This is a genomic window from Nocardiopsis sp. iso_237, assembly GCF_056173345.1.
Genome location: NZ_CM149669.1, coordinates 1,130,240 through 1,150,880, shown reverse-complemented (window position 1 = coordinate 1,150,880; position 20,641 = coordinate 1,130,240). Strand labels below are relative to the sequence as shown.

The window sequence follows — 20,641 nt, the reverse complement described above, 5'->3', positions numbered from 1 at the left end:
AAGTGAAGAAGTGGATCATCATCGGCGCGGCCGTCACCCTGGTGCTGGGACTGCTCGGTTCGGGCTACTTCCTGCTGTCCAGCTTCGGAGGTTCCGGAGCGGACGAGGAGGAGTTCCTCGGTGAGGCGGCGGTGGACGTCGGCGGCGCCCCGATCGAGGTCGAGCTGGGCACGGTGAGCTCCCTGCTGGTGCTCGACGCCACGGTGCGCCCGGAGCCGGGCAGGGCGCTCAAGGCCCCCAAGGGCGGCACCGTCACCCACCTGTGGCTGAACAACGGCGACGCGGTGGAGAACGGCGCTCCGATCATCAACGTGAAGGTGCCCGCCGAGACCACCGCGGGCGCGGACGAGGAGGGCGAGGAGGCCGCCGCCTTCAGCGAGGTCTCCCTGTACGCGCCCACGGCCGGGACGATCAAGGGCATGGGCGACGTGCAGGTCGGTGACGTCCTGGAGCCCGGCGCGACCGTGGCGACCGTCGCCCCGGACCAGTTCCGAGCGGTGGCCACGGTCCCCGCGAACGACCTGTACCGGCTCTACGAGGACCCCGACGACATCATGCTGAAGATCGACAAGGGTCCGCCCGCCTCGGAGTGCTCGTTCATCTCCCTGGGTTCGGGCGAGGGCGGCGCTCCCGCCGAGCAGTCCGCGCAGGACGAGTTCGGGGAGGAGACCGAGGGTGGCGGAGGCGGCGCCGAACTGTCCTGCCGCGTCCCCGCCGACCTCCAGGTGTTCGACGGCGTCCAGGGGCAGATGTCGGTGAGCACCGGCGAGGCCGAGGACGTCGTGGTCATCCCGGTGACCGCCGTGCGCGGCACCTCCGAGGAGGGCGAGGTGCTCGTGGTGGCCGAGGACGGCTCCGAGGAGCCCCGCGAGGTCACCCTGGGCCTGTCCGACGGCCAGTTCGTCGAGGTCACGGGTGGTCTGGAGGTGGGCGACACCATCATGGACCCGGTGCCGCTGGACCCGCGCTTCGACGTCCCCGGTGCGGAGTCCGAGGAGGACTTCGACGAGGAGTTCCACGGGATGGGTGGCTAGATGACCGCCGACGCTCCCTACCCCTCGGTCGTGGCGCCGCGCCGACCCGGCCCCCCGCTCCTCCAGGTGCAGGACCTGACCAGGCACTTCATGGTGTCGGGGACCCGGATCGACGTGCTGCACGACTGCACCTTCGACGTCGCCCGGGGCGAGGTCGTGGCCATCGTGGGCCAGTCGGGGTCGGGCAAGTCGACCCTGCTGAACGTCCTGGGTCTGCTGGACAAGCCGAGCACCGGCTCGTACGTGTTCGACGGCGTGGAGACCACGCCCCTGCGCGAGGGCCGGATGTCGCGGCTGCGCGGCGACGGGATCGGTTTCGTGTTCCAGCAGTTCCACCTGCTGGAGCGGCGCTCGGCCCTGGCCAACGTGGGCGTTCCGATGGTGCTCGGCGGTGTGCCGGTGCTGCGCCGCCGCAGCCGTGCCAAGGAGCTGCTGGAGTCGGTGGGGCTGGGGCACCGCCTCAACTCCCAACCGCACCAGCTGTCCGGCGGTGAGCAGCAGCGTGTGGCCCTGGCACGGGCGCTGAGCCGGGAACCCGCGCTCATCCTCGCGGACGAGCCCACGGGCGCCCTGGACGCGGCCAGCAGCACCATGATCATGGACCAGCTGATCGACCAGGCCCGGGAGCGCGACGCGGCGGTGGTCGTGGTGACACACGACTCCAAGGTCGCTGAGCGCGCCGACCGCGTGGTGGAGCTGGTGGAGGGCCGCACCCGCTGAACCGGACCCCGGTGCCGCCTCTTCCCCAGGCGGCACCGGGGAACGCTCCTTTCCCCATGGCGTGGGAACACGAAGAAAGCGCCGGGTGGATTTCTCCACCCGGCGCTTCTCTTTCTTGGTAGCGGGGACAGGATTTGAACCTGCGACCTCTGGGTTATGAGCCCAGCGAGCTACCGAACTGCTCCACCCCGCGTCGTTGTGATCTCTACTTTAGGGCCTTTCGCCCCAGGTGGCAAATCGGCTCTTTGTGAAACTGAACCGATCGGAGATCCACCCGTTCGTCCCGGTCAGCTTCCCGACCGGGCCTATTGGCTACTCTACCAGGCTTTCCTCGCGGTCCGCACCGGCATTTTCGCCGCGCACACATATTGGCGACCGAAGAGCCACCGATATGCGCTTCCCGAATCACCTGTCGGAACAGATGGCCGGGAAAAGCACCGGACCCGGGATTTCTCCCGGGTCCGATCTTGGTAGCGGGGACAGGATTTGAACCTGCGACCTCTGGGTTATGAGCCCAGCGAGCTACCGAACTGCTCCACCCCGCGTCGTTGTGTCTTCAGATTAGCGCGCCCCGGCGGGAAAGCCAAATCGACCTGCGCGGGCCCTCCCCCGCCCGGCCTCCCGCGCCCCCGGACACGGGAACGGGGCGGGACCCGGCAGGTCCCGCCCCGTCGTACTCGGCGCGCGCCCCGAGGGGCGGTCGGTACGGCTACGGACTAGTTGCCCGCGGCCTCCTCCAGGGCCTCAAGGGCCTCACGCAGGCGCTCGTTGGCCTCGTCGTTCGACTCCTGGGCCTCCTCCCAGGCCTCGACCGCCTCGTTGAGGGCCTCGGTGAGGTCACTCGGGTCGCCTCCGCCCGAGCCGCCCTCAGAGGTCTCCTCCTCGGAGGTGCCCTCCTCCGTCTCCGGGTCGGGCAGCGGGCCCTCTCCGCCCTCGAACAGGTTGTTCAGGGCGTCCTGGAGGTTGCTGCCGATGGCGACCTCCTCGCCGAAGCCGACCATGACCTGCTGGAGCAGCGGGAAGGACGCGGCTCCGCCACCACCGGCCTGCACGTAGAGGGGCTCCACGTAGAGCAGGCCGCCGGCGAACGGCAGGGTCAGCAGGTTGCCCCGGGTCACCTCGGCGTTGGACTGCTCCAGCGGGAGCAGGACCTCACGCACGTCGGCGTCCGAGTCGAACGCGTTCTGCACCTGGCCGGGGCCGAAGATCACCGTGCTCCGGGGCAGCTCCAGCAGCTTGAGCTTGCCGTAGTCCTCGGACTCCGGGTTGCTGTCCACCGCCATGAACGCGGCCAGGTTCTCACGACCGCGCGGCACGAACGTCGTGGTCAGCGAGAAGCTGGGCTCGTCGGCACCGGGGTAGTTGATGGTCTGGCGGTAGGGCGGCTCGGAGACCTCGCCCTCCTGGGTCGGGTCGTTCGGGACCGACCAGAAGTCCTGACCGCCGTAGTAGGCGGCGGCGTCGGTGACGTGGTACTCACGCATGATCTCGCGCTGCACCTTGAACAGGTCGTCCGGGTAGCGCAGGTGCTGGACGAGCTCGTCGCTCATCTCGTCCTTGTCGGTGATGGCGCCCGGGAAGGCACCCTCCCAGGTCTTGAGGACCGGGTCCTCCTCGTCCCAGCCGTACAGGGTGACGGTTCCGTCGTAGGCGTCGACGGTGGCCTTCACCGAGTTCCGGATGTAGTTGACCTCGTTGCCGGGCAGCGCGCCGACCTGCTGCGCCGAACCGTCGGTGAAGGTGTCGGTCACCGCCTGCGTGAAGTCGATCCGGTTGGCGTACGGGTAGCCGTCGGAGGTGGTGTACCCGTCGACGATCCACAGGACCCTGCCGTCGACGACCGCCGGGTAGGGGCGGCTGTCGACCGTGAGGAAGGGAGCGACCTTCTCCACGCGGTCCAGCGGGTCGCGCTCGTAGATGATCCGCGAGTCGCTGGTGATGGCGCTGTTGAGCAGGATGCTCGTTTCCTGGTACTTGATCGCGTACAGGATGCGGTCGAAGAAGTTGTTGAGCTCGACGCCGCCGTCGCCCTCGTAGCGGTTGTACTCCTGGGAGTCACCGCCGGTGCTCTCCTCGGCGCCCTCGTCCGTGGCCTCGGCGTCCTCGGCGGGGGCCTCCTCGGCGGGACTCTCCTCCGCGCCGTCGGCGGGCGCGCGGGCCTCGTCCGGGCTCGGGCTCGCGTCGACCGCGTCCTCCAGCGTCGGGACCTCGGGTTCGTCCGAGGCGGGGTCGACCGGGTGGTCGTACTCCTCCTCCGCCTGGACGATGACGTACTCGGCGCCCTCGCGGCCGTAGTAGATCCTCGGCTCGTACTCGCCCGCGACCTCGCTCAGTTCACCGCGCGGCGGGATGTTGTACTCGGTGAAGACCGGACGGCCCTCGTTGTCGATCAGGTTGCCCGCGGCGGCGACCATGCCGAAGCCGTGGGTGTAGATCAGGTGGCGGTTGAGCCAGTTGTCCTGGTCGGCGGGCGGGCCGTCCAGCTCGCGGACCGCGACGATCGTGTCGATGAGGTTGCCCTCGGCGTCCGGGTAGCGGTCCACCTCCAGCACGTCCGGGAACTGGTAGAAGCCTCGGACCTGCTGCATCTGCTGGAAGGTCTGCGAGACCACGGCCGGGTCGGCCAGACGCACGCTGGGGATGGTGTCGGCCTCGGCCGCCAGCTCCTGCGGGGTGAGCTCCGTGGTGGCGTCGTAGGTCTCCACCTCGGCGTCGGCGATCCCGTACGCCTCGCGCGTGTTCTCGATGTTGCGCTCGATGTACGGGCTCTCCAGGCGCTGCTCGTTCGGGTCGACCTGGAAGCGCTGCACGATCTCGGGGTAGGCCACACCGACGACCACGCCGGACAGCACGAGCAGTCCGAGGGAGGCCACCGGGATCATCGTGTTCTTGAAGACGATGTTGGCGAAGAACAGGACCGCGCAGATCACCGAGATGACGGTGAGGATGGTCAGGGCGGTCTTGACCGCGTTCACGTCCGTGTAGGAGGCACCGAACGTGTAGCCGCGGTCGGAGAACACCAGCCCGTAGCGGTCCAGCCAGTAGGAGCCCGCGCGCAGGAGTACGAACAGGCCCAGCAGCACCGACAGGTGCACGCGGGCGGCGGGGGTGGCGCGCTGCCCGGAGTCGTTCTGGAGGCGGACGCCGCCGTACAGGTAGTGCACGATCACGGCGGCGATGAAGGCCAGGATGACGGCCGCGTACAGGTAGCCGAGCAGGATGCGCAGGAACGGGTAGGTGAACGCGAAGAACGCGACGTCCATGCCGAACTCGGGGTCGTTCACCCCGAAGTCGACTCCGTTGACGAACTGCAGGTAGGAGCGCCAGTCACCGCTGGCGGCCGCTCCGGCCAGGAGCGCCAGGGCGCCGACGGCGATCCAGAAGAAGAGCTTGCGGTGCGGGTCGATGGACTGCCGGTAGCGGTCCAGGCCCTGCTGCTCCAGACTCATCGGTCTGACACCGGGCCGGGCCCGGTACGCGAAGAAGATGCTCGCGCCGACGATGACCGCCATCACGAGCGCCGCTACGGCGAAGAGCAGGACCCGGGTCCACAGCTCGGTCAGGAAGACCGAGGTGTAGCCGACGGAGCTGAACCACTTGAAGTCGGTCCAGAAGTTCGCGGCGAACATCAGTCCCGCGATGATGACGACCACGGTCGCCGCGACTGGCGCGAGCAACCTTGATCGGCGAGGCATACGCGCAGGTGGTGCGCCGGGCGATCGGAAGCTCACGCCTCCCCCTCGTTCTGGCTTGGTAGGTGCGTTGGTTGCGCGTGTGGCGCCTTCATTACTGAAAACTTAATCGGTGGCCGTCGGGTTCCCGAAATCACCCTCCACCCGGTGACAAGGCTGCATCGTTGGTGTATCGGAGTCGCAACCGGAGGGCACCTTGCGACCCTACTGCCGCCGAACGGGCCCGGCGAGGTTCCCACATCGGGGACCATGGAAACGTGTCGAACATTCGCGAAGCAGTCATGGACCTGGAACGCCACGCCGCCGAGCAGGGGTGGGACCGCCCGTTGGGCCTGTACGCCCTGGTCCCCACCTCGGAGCTGCTGGCGGCGGAGCCCGCTCTGGCGAGCATGCTGGGGATCGCCTCCCCGGCCGACCCCGACGAGCTGACCCCGGTCGAGCAGGAGGCGCTGTCCCCGGACGTGCCGTTGGAGGAGGCGTTGGGGCGCATCCTGTGGCCGGAGGGCGTGGCCGGGTGCGCACTGGTCATGGAGCGCCTGGTGGTGAAGGGCTCGGACGAGACCCTGGCCGCCGGTGAGGACCCCTCCGCCTCCGGCAAGGAGACCGAGGAGATCCGCATGGTCGCGGGCGTGCTGCGGGACGGTTCGCGGCACTGCGCCATGCGGATGCGCAGCCACGACAGCGAGACCGAGGTGCTCAACGGCCCGGACCTGATCCCGGCCCTGACCTCAGCGCTCGCCCTGACCCTCGACCTGGACGAGGAGCTCCCCGAGAAGGAGAGCTGACCCCACCCGTACGAAGGACCCCCGGACCACACGGTCCGGGGGTCCTCTCATACCCACATGTTCGCCTCAGCCCCAGGCGTGCTTCCTCTCTGTACGCCCCGGCCCCTCTGCAAAGGCGCCGAACACGCATCGAAGCGAAGCGGAGATGCAAGGAAAACACTGCTACTCGCAGCGCGGCAGTTCGCCCTCTCCCCCGCGGATGACCTCCAGGGCGTCCATGGCGTCGGTGAGGGTCTCGACCCGGACGACGTCGAGGTCGCCGTAGGCGGCGGACTGGGAGATCTGGGAGCAGCTGTCGGCGGCGACGAAGAAGTACTCGGCGCCGTCGCGCTTGGCGCTCACCATCTTCTGCGGGATGCCACTGACCCCGCCGACCTGGCCGTCGGAGGTGATGGTGCCGGAACCGGCGATCCTGGCTCCTCCGGTGATGCTGTCCTCGCTGAGGCGGTCGATGATGCCCAGGGAGAACATCATGCCCGCGCTGGGGCCGCCGATCTCGCCCACGGAGATGGAGATGTCGACGGGGAAGTCCATGTCGTCCGCGATGAGGACGCCCACGGCGGCGTTGCCCTCCTCGCCCGCGACGGTGTCCATGTCGACCTCGACCTCCTCGCCGTCGCGCTCCAGGACGAGGGAGACCGGTTCGCCGGACTCGCGGTCTCCGACCCGTTCGACCACGTAGGAGCTGCCGACCAGTTCCTCGGTGTCGGCCCCGGTGGTGTGGGTGGGCACCTTCTCGCCGTCCACCTCGATGATGCGGTCGCCGGGCTCGACGACGCCGTCGGCGGGCATGTCCGCGACGGTGTCGGCCACCAGCGGGACCGCCTCGTAGTCGATGTTGAGCTGGTTGAGGGCGGCGGCGGTGGCGTCGGTCTGCGAGTCGTTCATCTGGACGGTCTGCCGCTCGGTGACCTCCTCCTGGGAGCGTCCGGCCGGGAACAGCAGTTCCTCCGGCAGGACGGCCTGGCTCGGTGAGAGCCACGCGGTCACCAGCGTGAAGAGGTTGAGCCGGTGGTCCGGTCCGCCCGCGTACTGGACGGTCACCATGGAGAGCGATCCGTCGTGCTCGTAGTTCTCGGCGCCCTCGACACCGATGACGGGCGCGCCGTCCTCCTGCTGTCCCAGGGTGTCCAGGGTGACGCCCGGGGCCGCGACGAGGTAGGGCATGGGCAGGTGGAGACTGCCGTACCCGAGCCCGGCAAGCAGGACGAGAGCGGCGACAAGGGTCATGACACGACGAACCATGCTGACACCTTAGAGCCCTTCGGGACCTGGACGGGAGGACTCAGGGCGAGCCGACCCACTCCGTCCCGCCGTCCTCGAAGGCCTGGTTCTTCCAGATGGGCACCTGGGCCTTGAGGTCGTCGATGAGCCTGCGGCAGGCCGCGAAGGCCTCCTCGCGGTGGGCGGCGGAGGCCGCGACGACCACGGCGAGGTCACCGATCTCCAGGTCCCCGACGCGGTGCGTGGCGGCCATCCGCACGACCGGGCGGTCCGGGGCGGTGGTGTCGCTCAGCACCTTCTCCATGACGACGCGCAGCTGCGCCTCGACGGTCGGGTGGGCCGAGTACGAGAGGGCCGCGACGTCGCGCCCGTGGTCGTGGTCGCGCACGGTGCCGATGAAGACGGCCGTGCCGCCCGCCCTGGGGTCGGCCACGGCCGCCAGGACCTCGTCGACGGACAGGGGCGTGTCGCGTACGGCCGCGAGAGTGATCTGATCCACCCGGGAACCGTATCAAGCGGCACGGATCAGGACTTCCCGCGCTTGCGCAGATGGCGGATGGCGGCGGCGGTGCCGATGGCGGCGGCCGCCGCACCGGCCGCGCCGGCGGCCGTGATGGTGACCTCCTTGCGGCCGAGGCTGCGCCCGGCGATGGCGTGCTTGCCGCTCTTGGAGTCCAGCAGGGCGGCCAGCGCCGACTCGTTGTCGTGGTCGGGCTTCCACCCGGCCTCGCGCAGGGAGGCGCCGTCCACCACGCAGGGGTAGACGAGGAACTTGATCTCTCCGGCGGCGGCCGGGGTGATGCGGGCCTGGTGGAGGCGGCGGACGGCCCCGAAGGCGAGGTTGGCGGGCACCTCGAAGTGCTTCATCCCCGCGATCTCCTCCACCTCCCCCTGGGTGAGTGAGCCCTCGCTGGCCACGGCGACGACCCCGTCGGTGCCGGTCACCTCGTGCAGGGCGCAGAAGGCGAGCGCGGAGGCGAGGTCGTCCTCGTGGCAGAACTGCCAGTGCTGTTCGTGGCCCTTGACGGTGAGCAGCCGGGGCGCGGAGAAGTGGCGGCTGAGGAGGGTGTCCAGCTCGGGGCCGACGAGCGGCGCGGGGCGCACCACGGTGACGCTCAGGCCCGGGTGGGCCCTGCGGGCGCGCTCGGCCAGCTCCTCGACCTCGGCGAAGTCGCCCATGAGGCCCTCGCTGTTGTCCGAGACGCGGGTGGCGTTCTCGGGCAGCGGGACCGGGTTGTCGGGGGCCGCGCCGTAGACCATGGTGCTGGTGATGAGGAGGACGCGCGGGACGCCCGCGGCGGCGGCCGCCGTCAGGACGGTCTGCGCGGCCCGGATGTTGTGCGCCCGGCGCGACGACGGCCTGGTCTCCAGCGAGCGGTCGTCGGCGGTGTGCACGAGGACGTCGATCCCGTGCAGGCGGGAGACCAGGCCCGGGTCCTGGACGTCCGCGATGCGCCAGGTCACCCCGCGCAGGTCGGCGAACTCGTCGTCGATCGCCACGACCTCACGCGCCGAGATGGAACCTTCTGGGGCGGCCAGGCGTTGCACGAGGAGTCGGCCCACTCCGGAGGCGGCACCGGTGACCGCCACCACCATGCCCGCCCGATCCGAGGGGCTGTGCTGTGGGCGAACCTGGCTGCTTTCGGTATTCACTCCGGGCGACTCCCAGCTAACGTGACAGTGGAGACCAAACCTAATCCTGCCTGAGGTCTGATTGTGAGCGACCTGCCTTTCGGTTTCAGCATGCCGAACGATCCCGATGACGAGTCCGGACGCCGTTCAGGCGACTCCGGCTCGGGTGCCGGCAGCGGCGGCCCGGGCGGGGGGAACCCCGGAACACCGGACGGATTCCCGTTCGGTGACCCGCAACAGATGGCCAACATGCTCCGCCAGTTCGCGGACATGATGTCGTCCCAGCCCGCCCCCGGTGCGCCGGAGGCCGGTCAGACGTCCCCGACGTCCGGCATCAACTGGGACATGGCCAAGAACATCGCGCGGCACGCGGTGTCCCAGAAGGGGGACCCGAGTGTGCCGCCCGCCGACTACGCACGGATCGAGGAGGCACTGCGCCTCGCCGACCTGTGGCTCGACCAGGCTACCGACCTGCCCTCGGGGCTCCAGACCGCCCAGGCCTGGAGCCGGTCGGAGTGGATCGAGAAGACGATGGACTCGTGGGCGCAGCTGTGCGACCCGCTGACCGCCAAGACGGTCCAGGCCATGGGGCAGAACCTCCCTGAGGAGATGGCTTCCATGGCCGGTCCGCTGCTGGGGATGATCCAGCAGATGGGCGGCATGATGGTCGGCCAGCAGGCCGGTCAGGCCATCGGTGAGCTGGCCCAGGAAGTGATCGGAACCACCGACATCGGCCTTCCGCTGGCCGGTGAGGGCAACGCCGCCCTGCTGCCCTCGGGGGTGGCCCGCTTCAGTGAGGGCCTGGAGATCCCCGAGGACGAGGTGCGCCTCTACCTCGCCGCCCGTGAGGCGGCCGTGCACCGCCTGTACTCGCACGTGCCGTGGCTGCGTTCCCACGTGTCCCGGTTGGTCGAGGAGTACGCGGCCGGGATGTCGTTCGACGTCAGCGGCCTGGAGGACAAGCTCGGCGGGGTCGACCTCTCCAACCCGGAGGCGCTCCAGGAGGCCCTGTCCGGCGGGCTGGGTGGCGAGGGACTGCTCCAACCGGAGGACACCCCCCAGCAGAAGGCCGCGCTGAAGCGCCTGGAGACCACCCTCGCCCTGATCGAGGGCTGGGTGGCGACCGTGGTGTCCTCGGCCGTGTCCGAGCGGCTGCCGCAGTCGGGAGCCCTCGCGGAGACCACCCGGCGCCGCCGCGCCACCGGTGGGCCCGCCGAACACACCTTCGCCGCCCTGGTCGGCCTGGAGCTGCGCCCGCGCCGTCTGCGCGAGGCCGGAGCCCTGTGGGCCGCGCTGGAGGAGGCCCGTGGTGTGGAGGGCCGGGACGCCGTGTGGCAGCACCCGGACCTGATGCCGACCGCCGACGACCTGGACGACCCGGACGCCTTCGTGCACGGGCGCAGCGAGTTCGAGGGCACGGACTTCGACATCTCGTCGCTGACCGACCCGGACGGCTCCGAGCGCCCCCGGCCCGGCGACGACGACGAGGACGGCAAGTAGGTGACTCTGCACGCCGACGCCCGGTCGGTGCTGGACGCGTGGACCGCGCCCGACGCCGAACAGGAGCAGCTGCGCCGTTCCTACCTGGGGCACCTGGACGCCCACGGTGACGCCATGTGGCGTACCTGCCTGCCCGGGCACCTGACCGCGAGTTCCGCGATCGTCTCCGCCGACGGTTCCCGGGTGGCCCTGGTGCTGCACCGCGTCCACCGGATGTGGTTGCAGACCGGGGGCCACTGCGAGCCCGAGGACACCACCCTGGGCGGCGCCGCGCTGCGGGAGGCCACCGAGGAGTCCGGGATCCGGGGTCTGACCCTGCTGCCGGAGCCGGTGCGGCTGGACCGCCACGCGGTGCCGTGCGGCGGGGGCAGTTTCCATCTGGACGTGCAGTACGCGGCGGTGGCTCCGGCCGACGCCGTGCTGGTCCGGGACCCGGAGGAGTCCGCCGGGCTGGACTGGTTCCCGGTGGAGGCCCTGCCCGAGCCCAGTGACGACTCCGTCCGGGCCCTGGTGGACGCCACCGTCCGCGCGCACCGGCGGATCACCGCCGCGAACTGAACCACGAGGGGCCCGCCCGGAGGAGATCCGGCCGGGCCCCTCGTGGTGCGTACCCCCGACGCCCGACGGAACGGAACAGACCATGCACCTCCGGCCCGCTGTGAGGCGTTCGCCGTGTCCCTGATCACCGTGGTCGGCATGCTCGGCGGGCTGGTCCTGGTCCTGTTGGCCAGACGGGTCCGCAAGGCGGCCGACAGCCTCCTGGCCGACGAACGCGCCGGGCTGGTCGGTCCGCGTGAGGTCGCCCGCGCCCGGGTGGAGCAGAAGCGGCGTTCGCTGCGGCTCGGGCAGGGTGTCGTCGGGTTCATGGGGGTGCTGCTGGTCGCGGTCCTGGGCCGTGCCGCCGTCTCGGGATCGTGGGGCGGGACCACCACCTACTACGCCGCCGTCTTCGGGGTGCTGCTCGTGGTGAGCGCCGTGGTGCTGGTGCGCGTCGCCGCCGACGTCAGGGCCTCCGAACGGGAGCTCGACGCGTCGGGTGACTGAGGGACCCTACTCCTCGAAGGCGACCTCGTCGGGTTCGAGGGCCTCGTCCGGGTCCTCGTCGTCGCGGTCGGAGCGGCTGCCCGCGCTGAACCCCTCCAGGTAGCCGCGGGCGCGGTCGGCCTTGGGGTAGCGCCGGACCAGGTCCCAGAAGTCGCGACCGTGGTGCGGGATGCGCAGGTGGGCCAGCTCGTGGACGAGGACGTAGTCCACCACCCACGAGGGCATGCCGGCGACGCGGCGGGAGATGCGGATGGTGCGGGTGTCCGGGGTGCAGGAACCCCAGCGGGAGTTCTGGTTGTCGACCCAGCGGACGCTGTCCGGGAGGTGGGTCCCGTCCAGGTAGCGTTCGGCCAGTTCGACGGCGCGGTCCTGGAGTTCGCGGTCACCGGGGTGCCTGCGGCCCTCCCGGGCGCGGAGCTTCTGCAGCATCTGGTCCACCCAGCGCTTTTCCTCTGCGCGGGAGAACGTCGCGGGCACGAGGACGACCGTGGTGTCCCCGTCCCTGTAGGCCGACACGGTGCGGCGGCGACGAGGACTGCGTCGTACCTCGACTTTGGTGTTCGAGGGCACAGTGTTTACGGTATCCGAGGTGGGCCCTCGCGAACAGGTGTGGGTTGTCCGGATATGTGATTTCTTTCGCGCCGTGTCCGGCCCGGGCCTTCGGGGGCGGAATCGGGGTCCCGTCGCGGATTCCCCTCTGACCAGGGGGCTTCAGGCCTGGTGAGACAGGACACACTGGGACCGGATTCGGGGCCTCCCGCTGGTTTTGGTTACACAAACGAGACCGAACGGCGCGTTCCTGACGCCCTTCGGTCTCGTTCGTTCACTCACTTGTCAGTCCGCGTCAACATAGCCTTGACCACGCGATTTCCATGATCGCCTGCTCCGCACGGCGCTCCTCGCGCTGCCGGGCGCGCAGCTGTCGGGCGCCGAGCCGTCTGATCTGAAGGTCGCGGGGCTCCTCGTCGGTGCGCTCCACCATCTGCATGAGTTCCTGCATCATCGTTTCGAGTCCTCTGGGTTTCGTGGGTTCTTGGGGTGTTCAGGCCGCGACGGGCGCGGGGTTCTTGCGGGGACGGCCACGGGGGCGCTTGCGCGCCACGACCTGACCGGAGACGAGCAGCTGCCCGCCCCAGACGCCCCACGGCTCACGCCGTTCGAGCGCGTCCGCCAGGCACTGCTCCCGGATGGGGCAGGAACCGCAGATCGCCTTGGCCGCCTCGACCTCCGCGGGGGACTCCGCGAAGAACAGGTCCGGCTCCATACGGCAGGGAATGTCGACCTCGCCCAGCTGGGGCGCTTCCAGGACCGACGCGAGCATCGGTGCCCTCCAAGATCTTTGATCGTTCGTACAACGCGGTCGGTGTTCAGTCACCGGAACGGGTCCGGTGAGGGACCTGGACTTGCGATGCCGCCGCCTGTTCCCGCGCCCCTGGGGGACGGAGAACGAACGGAGATACAAAGAAAGCCGCGGCCCCTGTGTCGGGGTCCGCGGCCACGGTCGAGGATCTCGGCCTGTGCTGCTCTAGGCCGGAATCTTCCGTGGACACTCCCCCGATGCGCCGTAGCGCGGGGTTTCGTGCGATGCCTCGATGACGCCACCGGTGAACTTGCCGCGATCAAGGGCAGGCTCGGACTCGTGGCGCGGCTCGCCGATGACGCCGGACTCGGACACACCGGTCCCCTGGAACACGAGGCCAGATCCGATGAGCTGGACCATGCCGAGGGACTGGATGCCGTTCTGGGCGCTCGGACGACCGCCGATGGTGCTACCGCTCAGGCCGATGCCCGACACGACTCCTGTCGGGAACGGACGCCAAGCGGCCTCGGAAGCGAGGGACAGCGAGGTCATCGAGTTCATCTCCGTGGTGGTCATTTGATCGGGCACCTCCTTCGAAGTCGGGCACAGGGTCTCGCACCTGTACCGAGAGCGGTTGGTTCGACGAGTACACACTACGGGCCGCCCACAAAGATCGGCAACCCATTTTTGACCTGGGAAAACGTCCGCATCCGGCCAGAACTCACCGGGAATGACGAAGGGCCCGGGAACGTTGCCCCGAGCCCTGTGGTGCCGGTCCGTCAGGACCAGCCCTCCGCGTCCACGACGCGGATCATGCCCTCCTGCACCACGGAGCAGACGAGCTGGCCGTCGCGCGTGTAGACCAGGCCCCGCGCCAGCCCCCGGGCGCCCTGGGCGGTCGGGGACTCCTGCGCGTACAGCAGCCACTCGTCGGCGCGGAACGGGCGGTGGAACCACATCGCGTGGTCGAGGCTGGCCATGGCGATCCCCGCGAACGACCTCCCGTGCCGGAGCAGCACGGTGTCCAGCAGGGTCATGTCCGAGGCGTAGGTCATGAGGCAGACCTGGGTGAGGCGGTCGTCCGGCAGCTCGCCGTCCACCTTGAACCACACCGGGTTGGTGGCCGTGCGCAGCTCCGGGTCGCGTTCGGCCTCGAACGACATCGCGCCCACCGGCCGCATCTCGATGGGGTGCCACTGCACGAAGTTGGGGACCTTACCGAACGCCTCGCGCAGCCGCTCACGGGTGCTGAGCAGCTCCTCGGGCGGCGGGACGTCCGGCATGGGGATCTGGTGGTCCAGTCCGGGCTCCTCCTTGTGGAAGGAGGCCGAGAGTGTGAATATCGCCTTCCCGTGCTGGACGGCCACGACCCGGCGGGTGGTGAACGAACGCCCGTCGCGGACCCGGTCCACCTCGTAGACGATCGGCACGGTGGGGTCGCCGGGCCGTATGAAGTAGGCGTGCAGTGAGTGCACGTACCGTTCGGCGGGCACGGTCCGGCCCGCGGCCACGAGCGCCTGCCCGGCGACCAGTCCGCCGAAGACCCGCTGCGGCCCCTCCGCCGGGCTGATCCCCCGGAAGATGTTGACCTCGATCCGCTCCAGGTCCAGGACCCTCAGCAGGTCGGCCAGCGACTGGCCCCTGCGTTCGGCGTCGTGTTCACTCATCCTCGTCCTCTCCGTCCCCGGCCTCCCCCGCCGGTTCCCTCCCCGCGACCAGCGCGAGCACCGCCTCACCGTAACGGTCGAGCTTGGTCGGACCCACCCCGGACACCGCCGTGAGCTGGGAGACGCTGGAGGGTTCCTGCTCGGCGATGGCCTGGAGGGTGGCGTCGGTGAAGATCACGTAGGCGGGCACCTTCTGCTCCTGGCAGGTGCGCTTGCGCCAGTCGCGCAGCCGTTCCAGGAGGGCCTCGTCGTAGGTCGAGGGGCAGTCCACGCACCGGCCCAGCTTGCGCTCGGTGGCGTCGGAGAGCACGTTCGAGCAGACCCGGCAGCGCGCCGTTCCGCCCTTACGCCGGTCGCGGCGGTTCGCGGTGGAGGGCGAGGCCGGGCGCAGGCCGTCGAGGAATCGGGAGGGCTTGCGGGACTTGCGGCCGCCCGGGGAACGCGAGAGGGACCAGGACATGGCCAGGTGTTCGCGGGCGCGGGTGACCCCCACGTAGAAGAGCCTGCGCTCCTCCTCCACCTGTTCGTCGGTCTCGGCGTAGATGATGGGGATCATGCCCTCGGTGAGGCCCACGAGGAAGACCGCGTCCCACTCCAGGCCCTTGGCGGAGTGCAGGGAGGCGATGGTCACGCCCTCGAACCCGGGCGCGTGCTCGGTGGCCATGCGCGTCTCCAGCTCCTCGACGAACGTGCCCATGGTGGCGGGGCGTCCGTCGGGGCCGGGCCTGGCGGCCATGTCCTCGGCCAGCTGGGCGAGCGCGGACAGCGACTCCCAGCGCTCCCGGGCCTGGCGGCCCTCGGGCGCGCTGTCGGTGAGGCCCATCTGGGAGAGGAGGCCGCGCACCGTCGCGACCAGGGGTTCGGCCACCTCGTCGGCGGCGGCGTGCCGGGCCCCGCGCAGGGTGTGCACGGCCTGCTTGATCTCGGGGCGCTCGAAGAAGCGGGTGGTGCCGCGCACGGTGAACGGGACGCCCTCGTCCGCGAGGGCCTGCTCGTAGGAGGCCGACTGGGAGTTGGTGCGCACCAGCACCGCGATCTGGCTGGCCGGGGTGCCGTCCTCCAACAGGACGCTGATCTTGCGTGCGACCCCGGTGGCCTCGGCGGGCTCGTCGTCGTACTCCTGGTACAGCGGGTCCGGTCCTTCGGGGCGCTGCGCCTGGAGGGTGAGGTGGTTGGCGGAGGTGGTGTCCCTGGCCTGCGCGATGACGTGGTTGGCCACCCGCACCACCTGGGGCGTGGAGCGGTAGTCGCGGACCAGCCGGACGACGGTGGCGTGCGGGTAGCGGTTGGCGAACCCGGTGAGGTAGCTGGGGGTGGCCCCGGCGAACGAGTAGATGGTCTGGCTGGGGTCGCCCACCACGCACAGGTCGTCGCGGTCGCCCAGCCAGGCGTCCAGGAGGAGCTTCTGGAGGGGGTTGACGTCCTGGAACTCGTCCACGACGAAGTACCGGTACTGGTCGCGGACCCGCTGGGCGATGGCCGGGTACTCGGTGATCATCCCGGCGGTGAGTTCGAGCATGGACTCGAAGTCGAGGAGGTTGTGCTCGCGGCACAGCTCCTCGTAGGCCTCGAAGACCCGGGCGACCTCGCCGGCGTTCATGGGGGCCTGCCGCCCGGACTTGGCCACGGCCTTGTCGTAGTCGCTGGGCCGCACCTGGGTGACCTTGGCCCACTCGATCTCGCTGGCGAGGTCGCGCAGCCCGAGCCGGTCCGGCTGCTGGCCGACCGAGTTGGCGGCGCGCGCCACCACCGAGAGCTTGCTCTCGATGAGCTTGGGCTTCTCCCCGCCGATCACCTGCGGCCAGAAGAACCCGAGCTGGCGCAGGGCGGCCGCGTGGAAGGTGCGGGCCTGGACCCGGGGGGCGCCCAGGGAGCGGAGCCGACCGCGCATCTCCCCGGCGGCGCGGGCGGTGAAGGTGACCGCCAGGATCTGCTGTTCGGAGACGACCCCGCTGGCGACGGCGTGCGCGATCCGGTGGGTGACGGCCCTGGTCTTCCCCGTTCCGGCACCGGCGAGGATGCACACGGGGCCGCGCAGGGCGCGCGCCGCCTCGGTCTGTTCCGGGTCCAGTCCCTCCAGGACGCGGTCGGGGTCCATGGTGCTCCTGAATCTGGTTGGGGAGGCTGCGTCCGCCGGGGCGGCTGACTCGCCGTGGGCGCACAGTCTCTCAAGTATCGGTCGTCACCGGGAGCGGATGGGCCGGGTGCGCGGGTGTCGGCGGCGGCGCTTCCCCGAGCTGCGCGAACAGTCCGGGTGAGACATTCCAGAACCAGGAGGCCCTGTGAGGCGTCCCACGTTGTGTCGATCGGTCATGGGAAGCGGCGGGACCCCCTTGGTGTTGGAATGGGGGTACTGATCCCCGAACATGACCGTCGACCAGGAAGACGTGAGCGAGATGACGAGTACGGGCACCGAACGATTCACGATGTACAGCACCCCCTGGTGCGGGTACTGCAAGCGCCTCAAGAGCCAGCTCTCCCGTGAGGGCATCGCGGTGCGCGAGGTGAACATCGAGGAGAATCCGGAGGCCGCGGAGTACGTCATGAAGGTCAACAACGGGAACCAGACGGTCCCGACGGTGGTCTTCAGCGACGAGACCGCGATGACCAACCCGTCCCTCGCTCAGGTGAAGAAGAAGTTGGCCGAGCTGTCCTGAGGACTAACGGCGCGGGCCGCCCTGGTGCGGCCCGCGCGGCGGGACCCCCTCCCCCAGGGGGCGGACACCCCCGCGTTCCGTACGGCGGCGAGGTCGGCACCGTAGCGCGGACGATGACGGGGAGTGTTGAGTTGGGGGACGATATGAGGCCTCATGACGTGGCGGTCACCGACACGGTGACCGTCGAAGTGGTGCGGCGCACCCCTAACGGGTGGCGCGTGGGCACCGAGCAGCACGGGCACGATGCGCCTGACCTGGTCAGCGCCATGGTCCTGGCGGATCTCCTCACCTCCGAGGCGGGGACCGGCCGTCCCCGCACGCAGGCGCCCGGCCGGGCCCCGGAGGGGGCCTCCGAGGTGGAGCGGCTGCGGCACACGATCACGCAGCTGGAGCACGCGCTGCACTCGCGGGTCGTGGTGGAGCAGGCCATCGGCGTGCTGGCGGAGCGGCACACGATGCCGCCGCGCGAGGCGTTCGAGAGACTGCGCTCCTCGGCCAGGTCGCGTGGCAGGAAGGTCGCCGACCTGGCTCAGGACGTGGTGGACAGCAGCACGAGTCCGCTGACCGTCCTTCCGGACGAGCTGACCGGGACCGGGACCGCCTGAACCGCCCCGGGTGACTCGGCCCGGGTCGCGGGTCCCGGTGGAGCGGGCCCGAGGGTGTGGGCCGCGGGCGTCCGGTGCGGGGGGACGGACGGCCCGCGGTTCCGGTCCGCCCGTGCGCGCGGTGACGGTTCCGTCGCCGCGGCTCACCAGCCTCCGGGCAGCTCCGCGCCGTACCAGTGCTCGATCAGCGTGCGCGCGATGGAGACCCGGCCGGGGAGGCTGACCTCCTCGGAGTGCACGGCCTCGGCCAGTGCGGCCCGGGTGAACCAGCGGGTCTCCGCGATCTCGTCGTCGGTGCGTTCGGTCTCGCCCACCGCGCGTGCGGTGTAGCCCATCATGAGGCTGCGCGGGAACGGCCACGGCTGGGAGGACACGTAGCGGGGCGACTCCACGACCACGCCGGCCTCCTCCGCGACCTCGCGGATCACGGCCTGTTCCAGGGACTCGCCCGCGTCGACGAACCCGGCCAGCACGGAGAAGCGCTTCGCGTCCCAGTGGGGGTTGTTGCCGAGCAGGCACTCCTCCTGGCCGTCGCGTTCACGGTGCACCAGCATGATCACGGCCGGGTCCATCCGGGGGAACTGTTCGGTGCCCTCCTCCTCGCAGACGCGGACGTGACCGGCCTTCTCGATGCGCGTGGGTGCGCCGCAGCGGGGGCAGAAGCCGTGGCTGGCGTTCCAGTTGGCGAGGGCGATGGCACGGGTGAACAGGCCGGTGTCGTGGTCGCTGAGGATCGCGCCGACCTCGCGCAGGGACGCGGGTTCGGCGACGGGATTGGGCTCCAGCTCCTGGTGGGAGCGCACGGCGAAGTAGGCGCGGTCGCCGTCGCTGCCCAGGAGGTAGCGCTCGCCCAGGGGCGCGTGGTGGGGGTCGGTCAGGACCAGTTCCCGGGTCTGCCCGGTGGTGACGAGGGCGCGCGACTGCTTGGCCATGAGCGCCTGCCAGCCGTAGCTGCCGGGTTCTCCGCCCTCCAGGACGAGGACGCGGGTGCCGGGGTCGGCCCAGGCGGCGGCGAGCCAGGCGTCGTCTCCGCGCCGGTGTCCGGCGGGGTCGACGGTGGACCGGGCGAGCAGGGGTGTGGCTTCGGTTTCCATGGGACCTTCCGACGTGGTGGTTCTCCCCCAGGTGTAACGCCTTCGGGGGGTCCGCGCACTCCCGTTGGGCAAACCCGCGCGGCCGCCGCCCGGACTGCGGCGGCCGCGAACGGATCCGGGGCGGGGGCTCAGGCGTCCGTGGCGGCGCCGAGCTCCTCCCACAGGTGGGCGACGCTCTCCGCGCCCTTGAGCAGGAGCGGCGTCTCGACCTTCTCGTTGGGGGCGTGGATGCGGTCCTCGTTGAGGCCCACGGCCACGAACACCAGCGGCGCCTCCAGGATGTCCGCGATGTCGGCCTCGGGGCCGCTGCCGCCCTCGCGGGTGAAGAGGACCTCCTTGCCGAAGGCGCGCCCCATGGCGGAGCGGGCGGCCTTCAGGGCCGTGGAGGACAGGTCGGAGGCGCAGGCGCGCACGCCCGGCCCGCCGAACTCCAGCTCGGTGCGGACGCCCTCGGGGGTGGCGGCCTCCACGTAGGCGCGGACGCGGTCCTGGATCTCCAGGGGTTCCTGGCCAGGGACGAGGCGGAAGCTGATCTTGGCGTGGGCGGAGCGGGGGACGATGGTCTTGCCGCCCGCGCCGGTGTGCCCGCCCCACATGCCGTTGATCTCGGCGGTCGGCCGCAGCCAGACGCGCTCCAGGGTGCTGTACCCCTTCTCCCCGCGCGCGGCGGTGGAGGCTGCGGTGGCCAGCCACTCGGCCTCGTCGAAGGGCAGTCGTGCGATGAGCTCGCGCTCCTCGGCGCTGGCCTCGACGACACCGTCGTAGAAGCCGGGGATCGCGACCCGGTCGTCGGCGTCGTGCAGACCGGAGAGGACGTCGCTCATGATCTTGAGCGGGTTGGGCACGGCGCCGCCGAAGGAGCCGCTGTGGAGGTCGCGCTCGGGGCCGTACAGGCTGATCTCGACGTCGGTGACGCCGCGCATGCCGACGCACATGGACGGGGTGTCCGCCGCCCACATGGTGGTGTCGGAGATGACGGCGACGTCGCAGCGCAGGCGCTCGCGGTTGGCCTTCATGAGGTCCGCGAAGTGGACGGAGCCGGACTCCTCCTCGCCCTCGACGAGAAACTTGAGGGTGACCGGCGGGGCCTGTCCGCCGGAGGCGGCCAGGGCGGCGCGCACGCCGAGGGCATGGAAGAGGACCTGGCCCTTGTCGTCGGAGGCGCCGCGCGCGTACAGGGAGGTGCCGCGTTCGGTGGGGACGAAGGGCTCGGTCTCCCACTCCTCCAGGGGGTCCACCGGCTGCACGTCGTGGTGGCCGTAGACGAGCACGGTCGGCGCTGCGGGGTCGGCGGCCGGCCACTCGGCGTACACGGCGGGCAGGCCGGGGGTCTCCCAGACCTCGACGGTGGGGAACCCGGTGGCGGTGAGGTGGTCGGCCAGCCAGCGGGCCGAACGGCGCACGTCGTCGTGGTGCTCGGGGTCTGCGGAGATCGAGGGGATCGCCAGCCACTCCTTGAGCGAGGAGAGGAACTCGTCCCGGTGGGCCTCGATATAGGCGCGCGCGTCCATCAGCCGTCCTTGTCCTAGACATCCTTGTCAGGATCGACCTTAGAACCTGGACAAAGAGGACTTGACCTCGCGACTCCTTGTCACGGGGGTGGACTGCGCCGACGATGGGTCGTACACAGTGCGTCCAACGAGGACGAGTGCGTGGACCTGATCTTCCACGCCCTGTCGGAGACCAC

Annotated in this window: 20 protein-coding genes and 2 tRNA genes; 8 read left to right on the top strand and 14 right to left on the bottom strand. The window is 70.5% G+C overall.

Annotated elements, in window-relative coordinates; translation table 11 throughout:
* The first annotated feature begins 2 nt into the window (after positions 1 to 2).
* Together AC0VYM_RS05365 and AC0VYM_RS05360 are read left to right on the top strand one after the other, a co-directional pair.
* Entirely contained in the window at positions 3 to 1,034 is a 1,032-nt protein-coding gene (locus AC0VYM_RS05365; RefSeq protein WP_475459607.1) for a permuted SH3 domain-containing protein, read from the top strand.
* On the top strand, positions 1,035 to 1,754 hold the full coding sequence (locus AC0VYM_RS05360; protein WP_475459604.1) for an ABC transporter ATP-binding protein: 720 nt from the start codon (positions 1,035 to 1,037) through the stop codon (positions 1,752 to 1,754). It begins immediately after the preceding gene.
* 116 nt (positions 1,755 to 1,870) lie between these two features.
* Here the strand turns inward: AC0VYM_RS05360 and AC0VYM_RS05355 are convergent.
* The 3 genes from AC0VYM_RS05355 to AC0VYM_RS05345 form a co-directional block, all read right to left on the bottom strand.
* Positions 1,871 to 1,947, bottom strand: a tRNA-Met gene (locus tag AC0VYM_RS05355).
* Positions 1,948 to 2,222: 275 nt separating this feature from the next.
* Positions 2,223 to 2,299 (bottom strand) — tRNA-Met (locus AC0VYM_RS05350).
* Between the two features lie 171 nt (positions 2,300 to 2,470).
* Positions 2,471 to 5,449 carry a UPF0182 family membrane protein gene (locus AC0VYM_RS05345; RefSeq protein WP_475459601.1) on the bottom strand — a complete coding sequence of 993 codons (2,979 nt, stop codon included), beginning with the start codon at positions 5,447 to 5,449 and terminating at the stop codon, positions 2,471 to 2,473.
* Positions 5,450 to 5,703: 254 nt separating this feature from the next.
* Between AC0VYM_RS05345 and AC0VYM_RS05340 the strand changes: the two genes are divergently transcribed.
* A complete protein-coding gene (locus AC0VYM_RS05340) occupies positions 5,704 to 6,231 on the top strand; it encodes a PPA1309 family protein (RefSeq protein WP_475459598.1) in 528 nt (175 codons plus the stop codon).
* 162 nt (positions 6,232 to 6,393) lie between these two features.
* Here AC0VYM_RS05340 and AC0VYM_RS05335 read toward each other — a convergent pair whose 3' ends face one another.
* The 3 genes from AC0VYM_RS05335 to AC0VYM_RS05325 are packed head-to-tail and all read right to left on the bottom strand — an operon-like array spanning position 6,394 to position 9,048.
* Positions 6,394 to 7,461, bottom strand: a complete 1,068-nt coding sequence (locus AC0VYM_RS05335) for a YlbL family protein (RefSeq protein ID WP_475462950.1) — start codon at positions 7,459 to 7,461, stop codon at positions 6,394 to 6,396.
* A gap of 55 nt (positions 7,462 to 7,516) precedes the next feature.
* Positions 7,517 to 7,954 (bottom strand): molybdenum cofactor biosynthesis protein MoaE, encoded by a 438-nt coding sequence (locus tag AC0VYM_RS05330; RefSeq protein ID WP_378748042.1) that lies wholly within the window; start codon positions 7,952 to 7,954, stop codon positions 7,517 to 7,519.
* Between the two features lie 26 nt (positions 7,955 to 7,980).
* Positions 7,981 to 9,048 carry an NAD-dependent epimerase/dehydratase family protein gene (locus AC0VYM_RS05325; protein ID WP_475462949.1) on the bottom strand — a complete coding sequence of 356 codons (1,068 nt, stop codon included), beginning with the start codon at positions 9,046 to 9,048 and terminating at the stop codon, positions 7,981 to 7,983.
* Positions 9,049 to 9,171: 123 nt separating this feature from the next.
* On the opposite strand from AC0VYM_RS05325, the gene AC0VYM_RS05320 reads away from it, so the two are divergent.
* From AC0VYM_RS05320 to AC0VYM_RS05310, 3 genes are all read left to right on the top strand, one after another.
* Positions 9,172 to 10,587, top strand: coding sequence for a zinc-dependent metalloprotease (locus tag AC0VYM_RS05320; protein ID WP_475459596.1), 1,416 nt, complete (start codon positions 9,172 to 9,174; stop codon positions 10,585 to 10,587).
* Complete coding sequence (locus AC0VYM_RS05315) at positions 10,588 to 11,145, top strand: NUDIX hydrolase (RefSeq protein WP_475459594.1); 558 nt, start codon at positions 10,588 to 10,590, stop codon at positions 11,143 to 11,145. It begins immediately after the preceding gene.
* A 114-nt stretch (positions 11,146 to 11,259) separates the two neighbouring features.
* Positions 11,260 to 11,631, top strand: coding sequence for a hypothetical protein (locus AC0VYM_RS05310; protein ID WP_475459591.1), 372 nt, complete (start codon positions 11,260 to 11,262; stop codon positions 11,629 to 11,631).
* 6 nt (positions 11,632 to 11,637) lie between these two features.
* Here the strand turns inward: AC0VYM_RS05310 and AC0VYM_RS05305 are convergent, their stop codons facing one another.
* The 6 genes from AC0VYM_RS05305 to AC0VYM_RS05280 form a co-directional block, all read right to left on the bottom strand.
* Positions 11,638 to 12,201 carry a M48 metallopeptidase family protein gene (locus tag AC0VYM_RS05305; RefSeq protein WP_475459590.1) on the bottom strand — a complete coding sequence of 188 codons (564 nt, stop codon included), beginning with the start codon at positions 12,199 to 12,201 and terminating at the stop codon, positions 11,638 to 11,640.
* A 274-nt stretch (positions 12,202 to 12,475) separates the two neighbouring features.
* On the bottom strand, positions 12,476 to 12,634 hold the full coding sequence (locus AC0VYM_RS05300) for a hypothetical protein (RefSeq protein WP_475459588.1): 159 nt from the start codon (positions 12,632 to 12,634) through the stop codon (positions 12,476 to 12,478).
* 39 nt (positions 12,635 to 12,673) lie between these two features.
* On the bottom strand, positions 12,674 to 12,952 hold the full coding sequence (locus tag AC0VYM_RS05295; RefSeq protein ID WP_475459586.1) for a WhiB family transcriptional regulator: 279 nt from the start codon (positions 12,950 to 12,952) through the stop codon (positions 12,674 to 12,676).
* A gap of 204 nt (positions 12,953 to 13,156) precedes the next feature.
* Positions 13,157 to 13,507 (bottom strand): hypothetical protein, encoded by a 351-nt coding sequence (locus AC0VYM_RS05290; RefSeq protein ID WP_475459584.1) that lies wholly within the window; start codon positions 13,505 to 13,507, stop codon positions 13,157 to 13,159.
* Positions 13,508 to 13,710: 203 nt separating this feature from the next.
* Positions 13,711 to 14,598: an acyl-CoA thioesterase II gene (tesB, locus tag AC0VYM_RS05285; RefSeq protein WP_475459582.1), complete on the bottom strand. Its 888-nt coding sequence runs from the start codon at positions 14,596 to 14,598 to the stop codon at positions 13,711 to 13,713.
* On the bottom strand, positions 14,591 to 16,696 hold the full coding sequence (locus tag AC0VYM_RS05280) for an ATP-dependent DNA helicase UvrD2 (RefSeq protein ID WP_475459580.1): 2,106 nt from the start codon (positions 16,694 to 16,696) through the stop codon (positions 14,591 to 14,593). Before AC0VYM_RS05280 ends, tesB begins: the two co-directional genes overlap by 8 nt.
* Before the next feature lie 268 nt (positions 16,697 to 16,964).
* Between AC0VYM_RS05280 and AC0VYM_RS05275 the strand changes: the two genes are divergently transcribed.
* Both AC0VYM_RS05275 and AC0VYM_RS05270 read left to right on the top strand, forming a co-directional pair.
* Complete coding sequence (locus AC0VYM_RS05275) at positions 16,965 to 17,255, top strand: mycoredoxin (protein WP_017542395.1); 291 nt, start codon at positions 16,965 to 16,967, stop codon at positions 17,253 to 17,255.
* Positions 17,256 to 17,398: 143 nt separating this feature from the next.
* Positions 17,399 to 17,860: an ANTAR domain-containing response regulator gene (locus AC0VYM_RS05270; protein ID WP_475459577.1), complete on the top strand. Its 462-nt coding sequence runs from the start codon at positions 17,399 to 17,401 to the stop codon at positions 17,858 to 17,860.
* 143 nt (positions 17,861 to 18,003) lie between these two features.
* Here AC0VYM_RS05270 and nudC read toward each other — a convergent pair whose 3' ends face one another.
* Positions 18,004 to 18,954 carry an NAD(+) diphosphatase gene (gene nudC, locus AC0VYM_RS05265; RefSeq protein ID WP_475459575.1) on the bottom strand — a complete coding sequence of 317 codons (951 nt, stop codon included), beginning with the start codon at positions 18,952 to 18,954 and terminating at the stop codon, positions 18,004 to 18,006.
* A gap of 128 nt (positions 18,955 to 19,082) precedes the next feature.
* Positions 19,083 to 20,465, bottom strand: coding sequence for a dipeptidase (locus AC0VYM_RS05260; protein ID WP_475459573.1), 1,383 nt, complete (start codon positions 20,463 to 20,465; stop codon positions 19,083 to 19,085).
* Positions 20,466 to 20,641 lie beyond the last annotated feature (176 nt).

What these genes read in the sequence shown, in the direction of transcription:
- AC0VYM_RS05360 (WP_475459604.1), top strand. Translation starts at nt 1,035, where the DNA reads ATGACCGCCGACGCTCCCTACCCCTCGGTCGTGGCGCCGCGCCGACCC.
- AC0VYM_RS05345 (WP_475459601.1), bottom strand. Translation starts at nt 5,449, where the DNA reads ATGCCTCGCCGATCAAGGTTGCTCGCGCCAGTCGCGGCGACCGTGGTC.
- AC0VYM_RS05335 (WP_475462950.1), bottom strand. Translation starts at nt 7,461, where the DNA reads ATGACCCTTGTCGCCGCTCTCGTCCTGCTTGCCGGGCTCGGGTACGGC.
- AC0VYM_RS05300 (WP_475459588.1), bottom strand. Translation starts at nt 12,634, where the DNA reads ATGATGCAGGAACTCATGCAGATGGTGGAGCGCACCGACGAGGAGCCC.
- AC0VYM_RS05295 (WP_475459586.1), bottom strand. Translation starts at nt 12,952, where the DNA reads ATGCTCGCGTCGGTCCTGGAAGCGCCCCAGCTGGGCGAGGTCGACATT.
- AC0VYM_RS05290 (WP_475459584.1), bottom strand. Translation starts at nt 13,507, where the DNA reads ATGACCACCACGGAGATGAACTCGATGACCTCGCTGTCCCTCGCTTCC.
- tesB (WP_475459582.1), bottom strand. Translation starts at nt 14,598, where the DNA reads ATGAGTGAACACGACGCCGAACGCAGGGGCCAGTCGCTGGCCGACCTG.
- AC0VYM_RS05280 (WP_475459580.1), bottom strand. Translation starts at nt 16,696, where the DNA reads ATGGACCCCGACCGCGTCCTGGAGGGACTGGACCCGGAACAGACCGAG.
- AC0VYM_RS05275 (WP_017542395.1), top strand. Translation starts at nt 16,965, where the DNA reads ATGACCGTCGACCAGGAAGACGTGAGCGAGATGACGAGTACGGGCACC.
- AC0VYM_RS05270 (WP_475459577.1), top strand. Translation starts at nt 17,399, where the DNA reads ATGAGGCCTCATGACGTGGCGGTCACCGACACGGTGACCGTCGAAGTG.
- nudC (WP_475459575.1), bottom strand. Translation starts at nt 18,954, where the DNA reads ATGGAAACCGAAGCCACACCCCTGCTCGCCCGGTCCACCGTCGACCCC.
- AC0VYM_RS05260 (WP_475459573.1), bottom strand. Translation starts at nt 20,465, where the DNA reads ATGGACGCGCGCGCCTATATCGAGGCCCACCGGGACGAGTTCCTCTCC.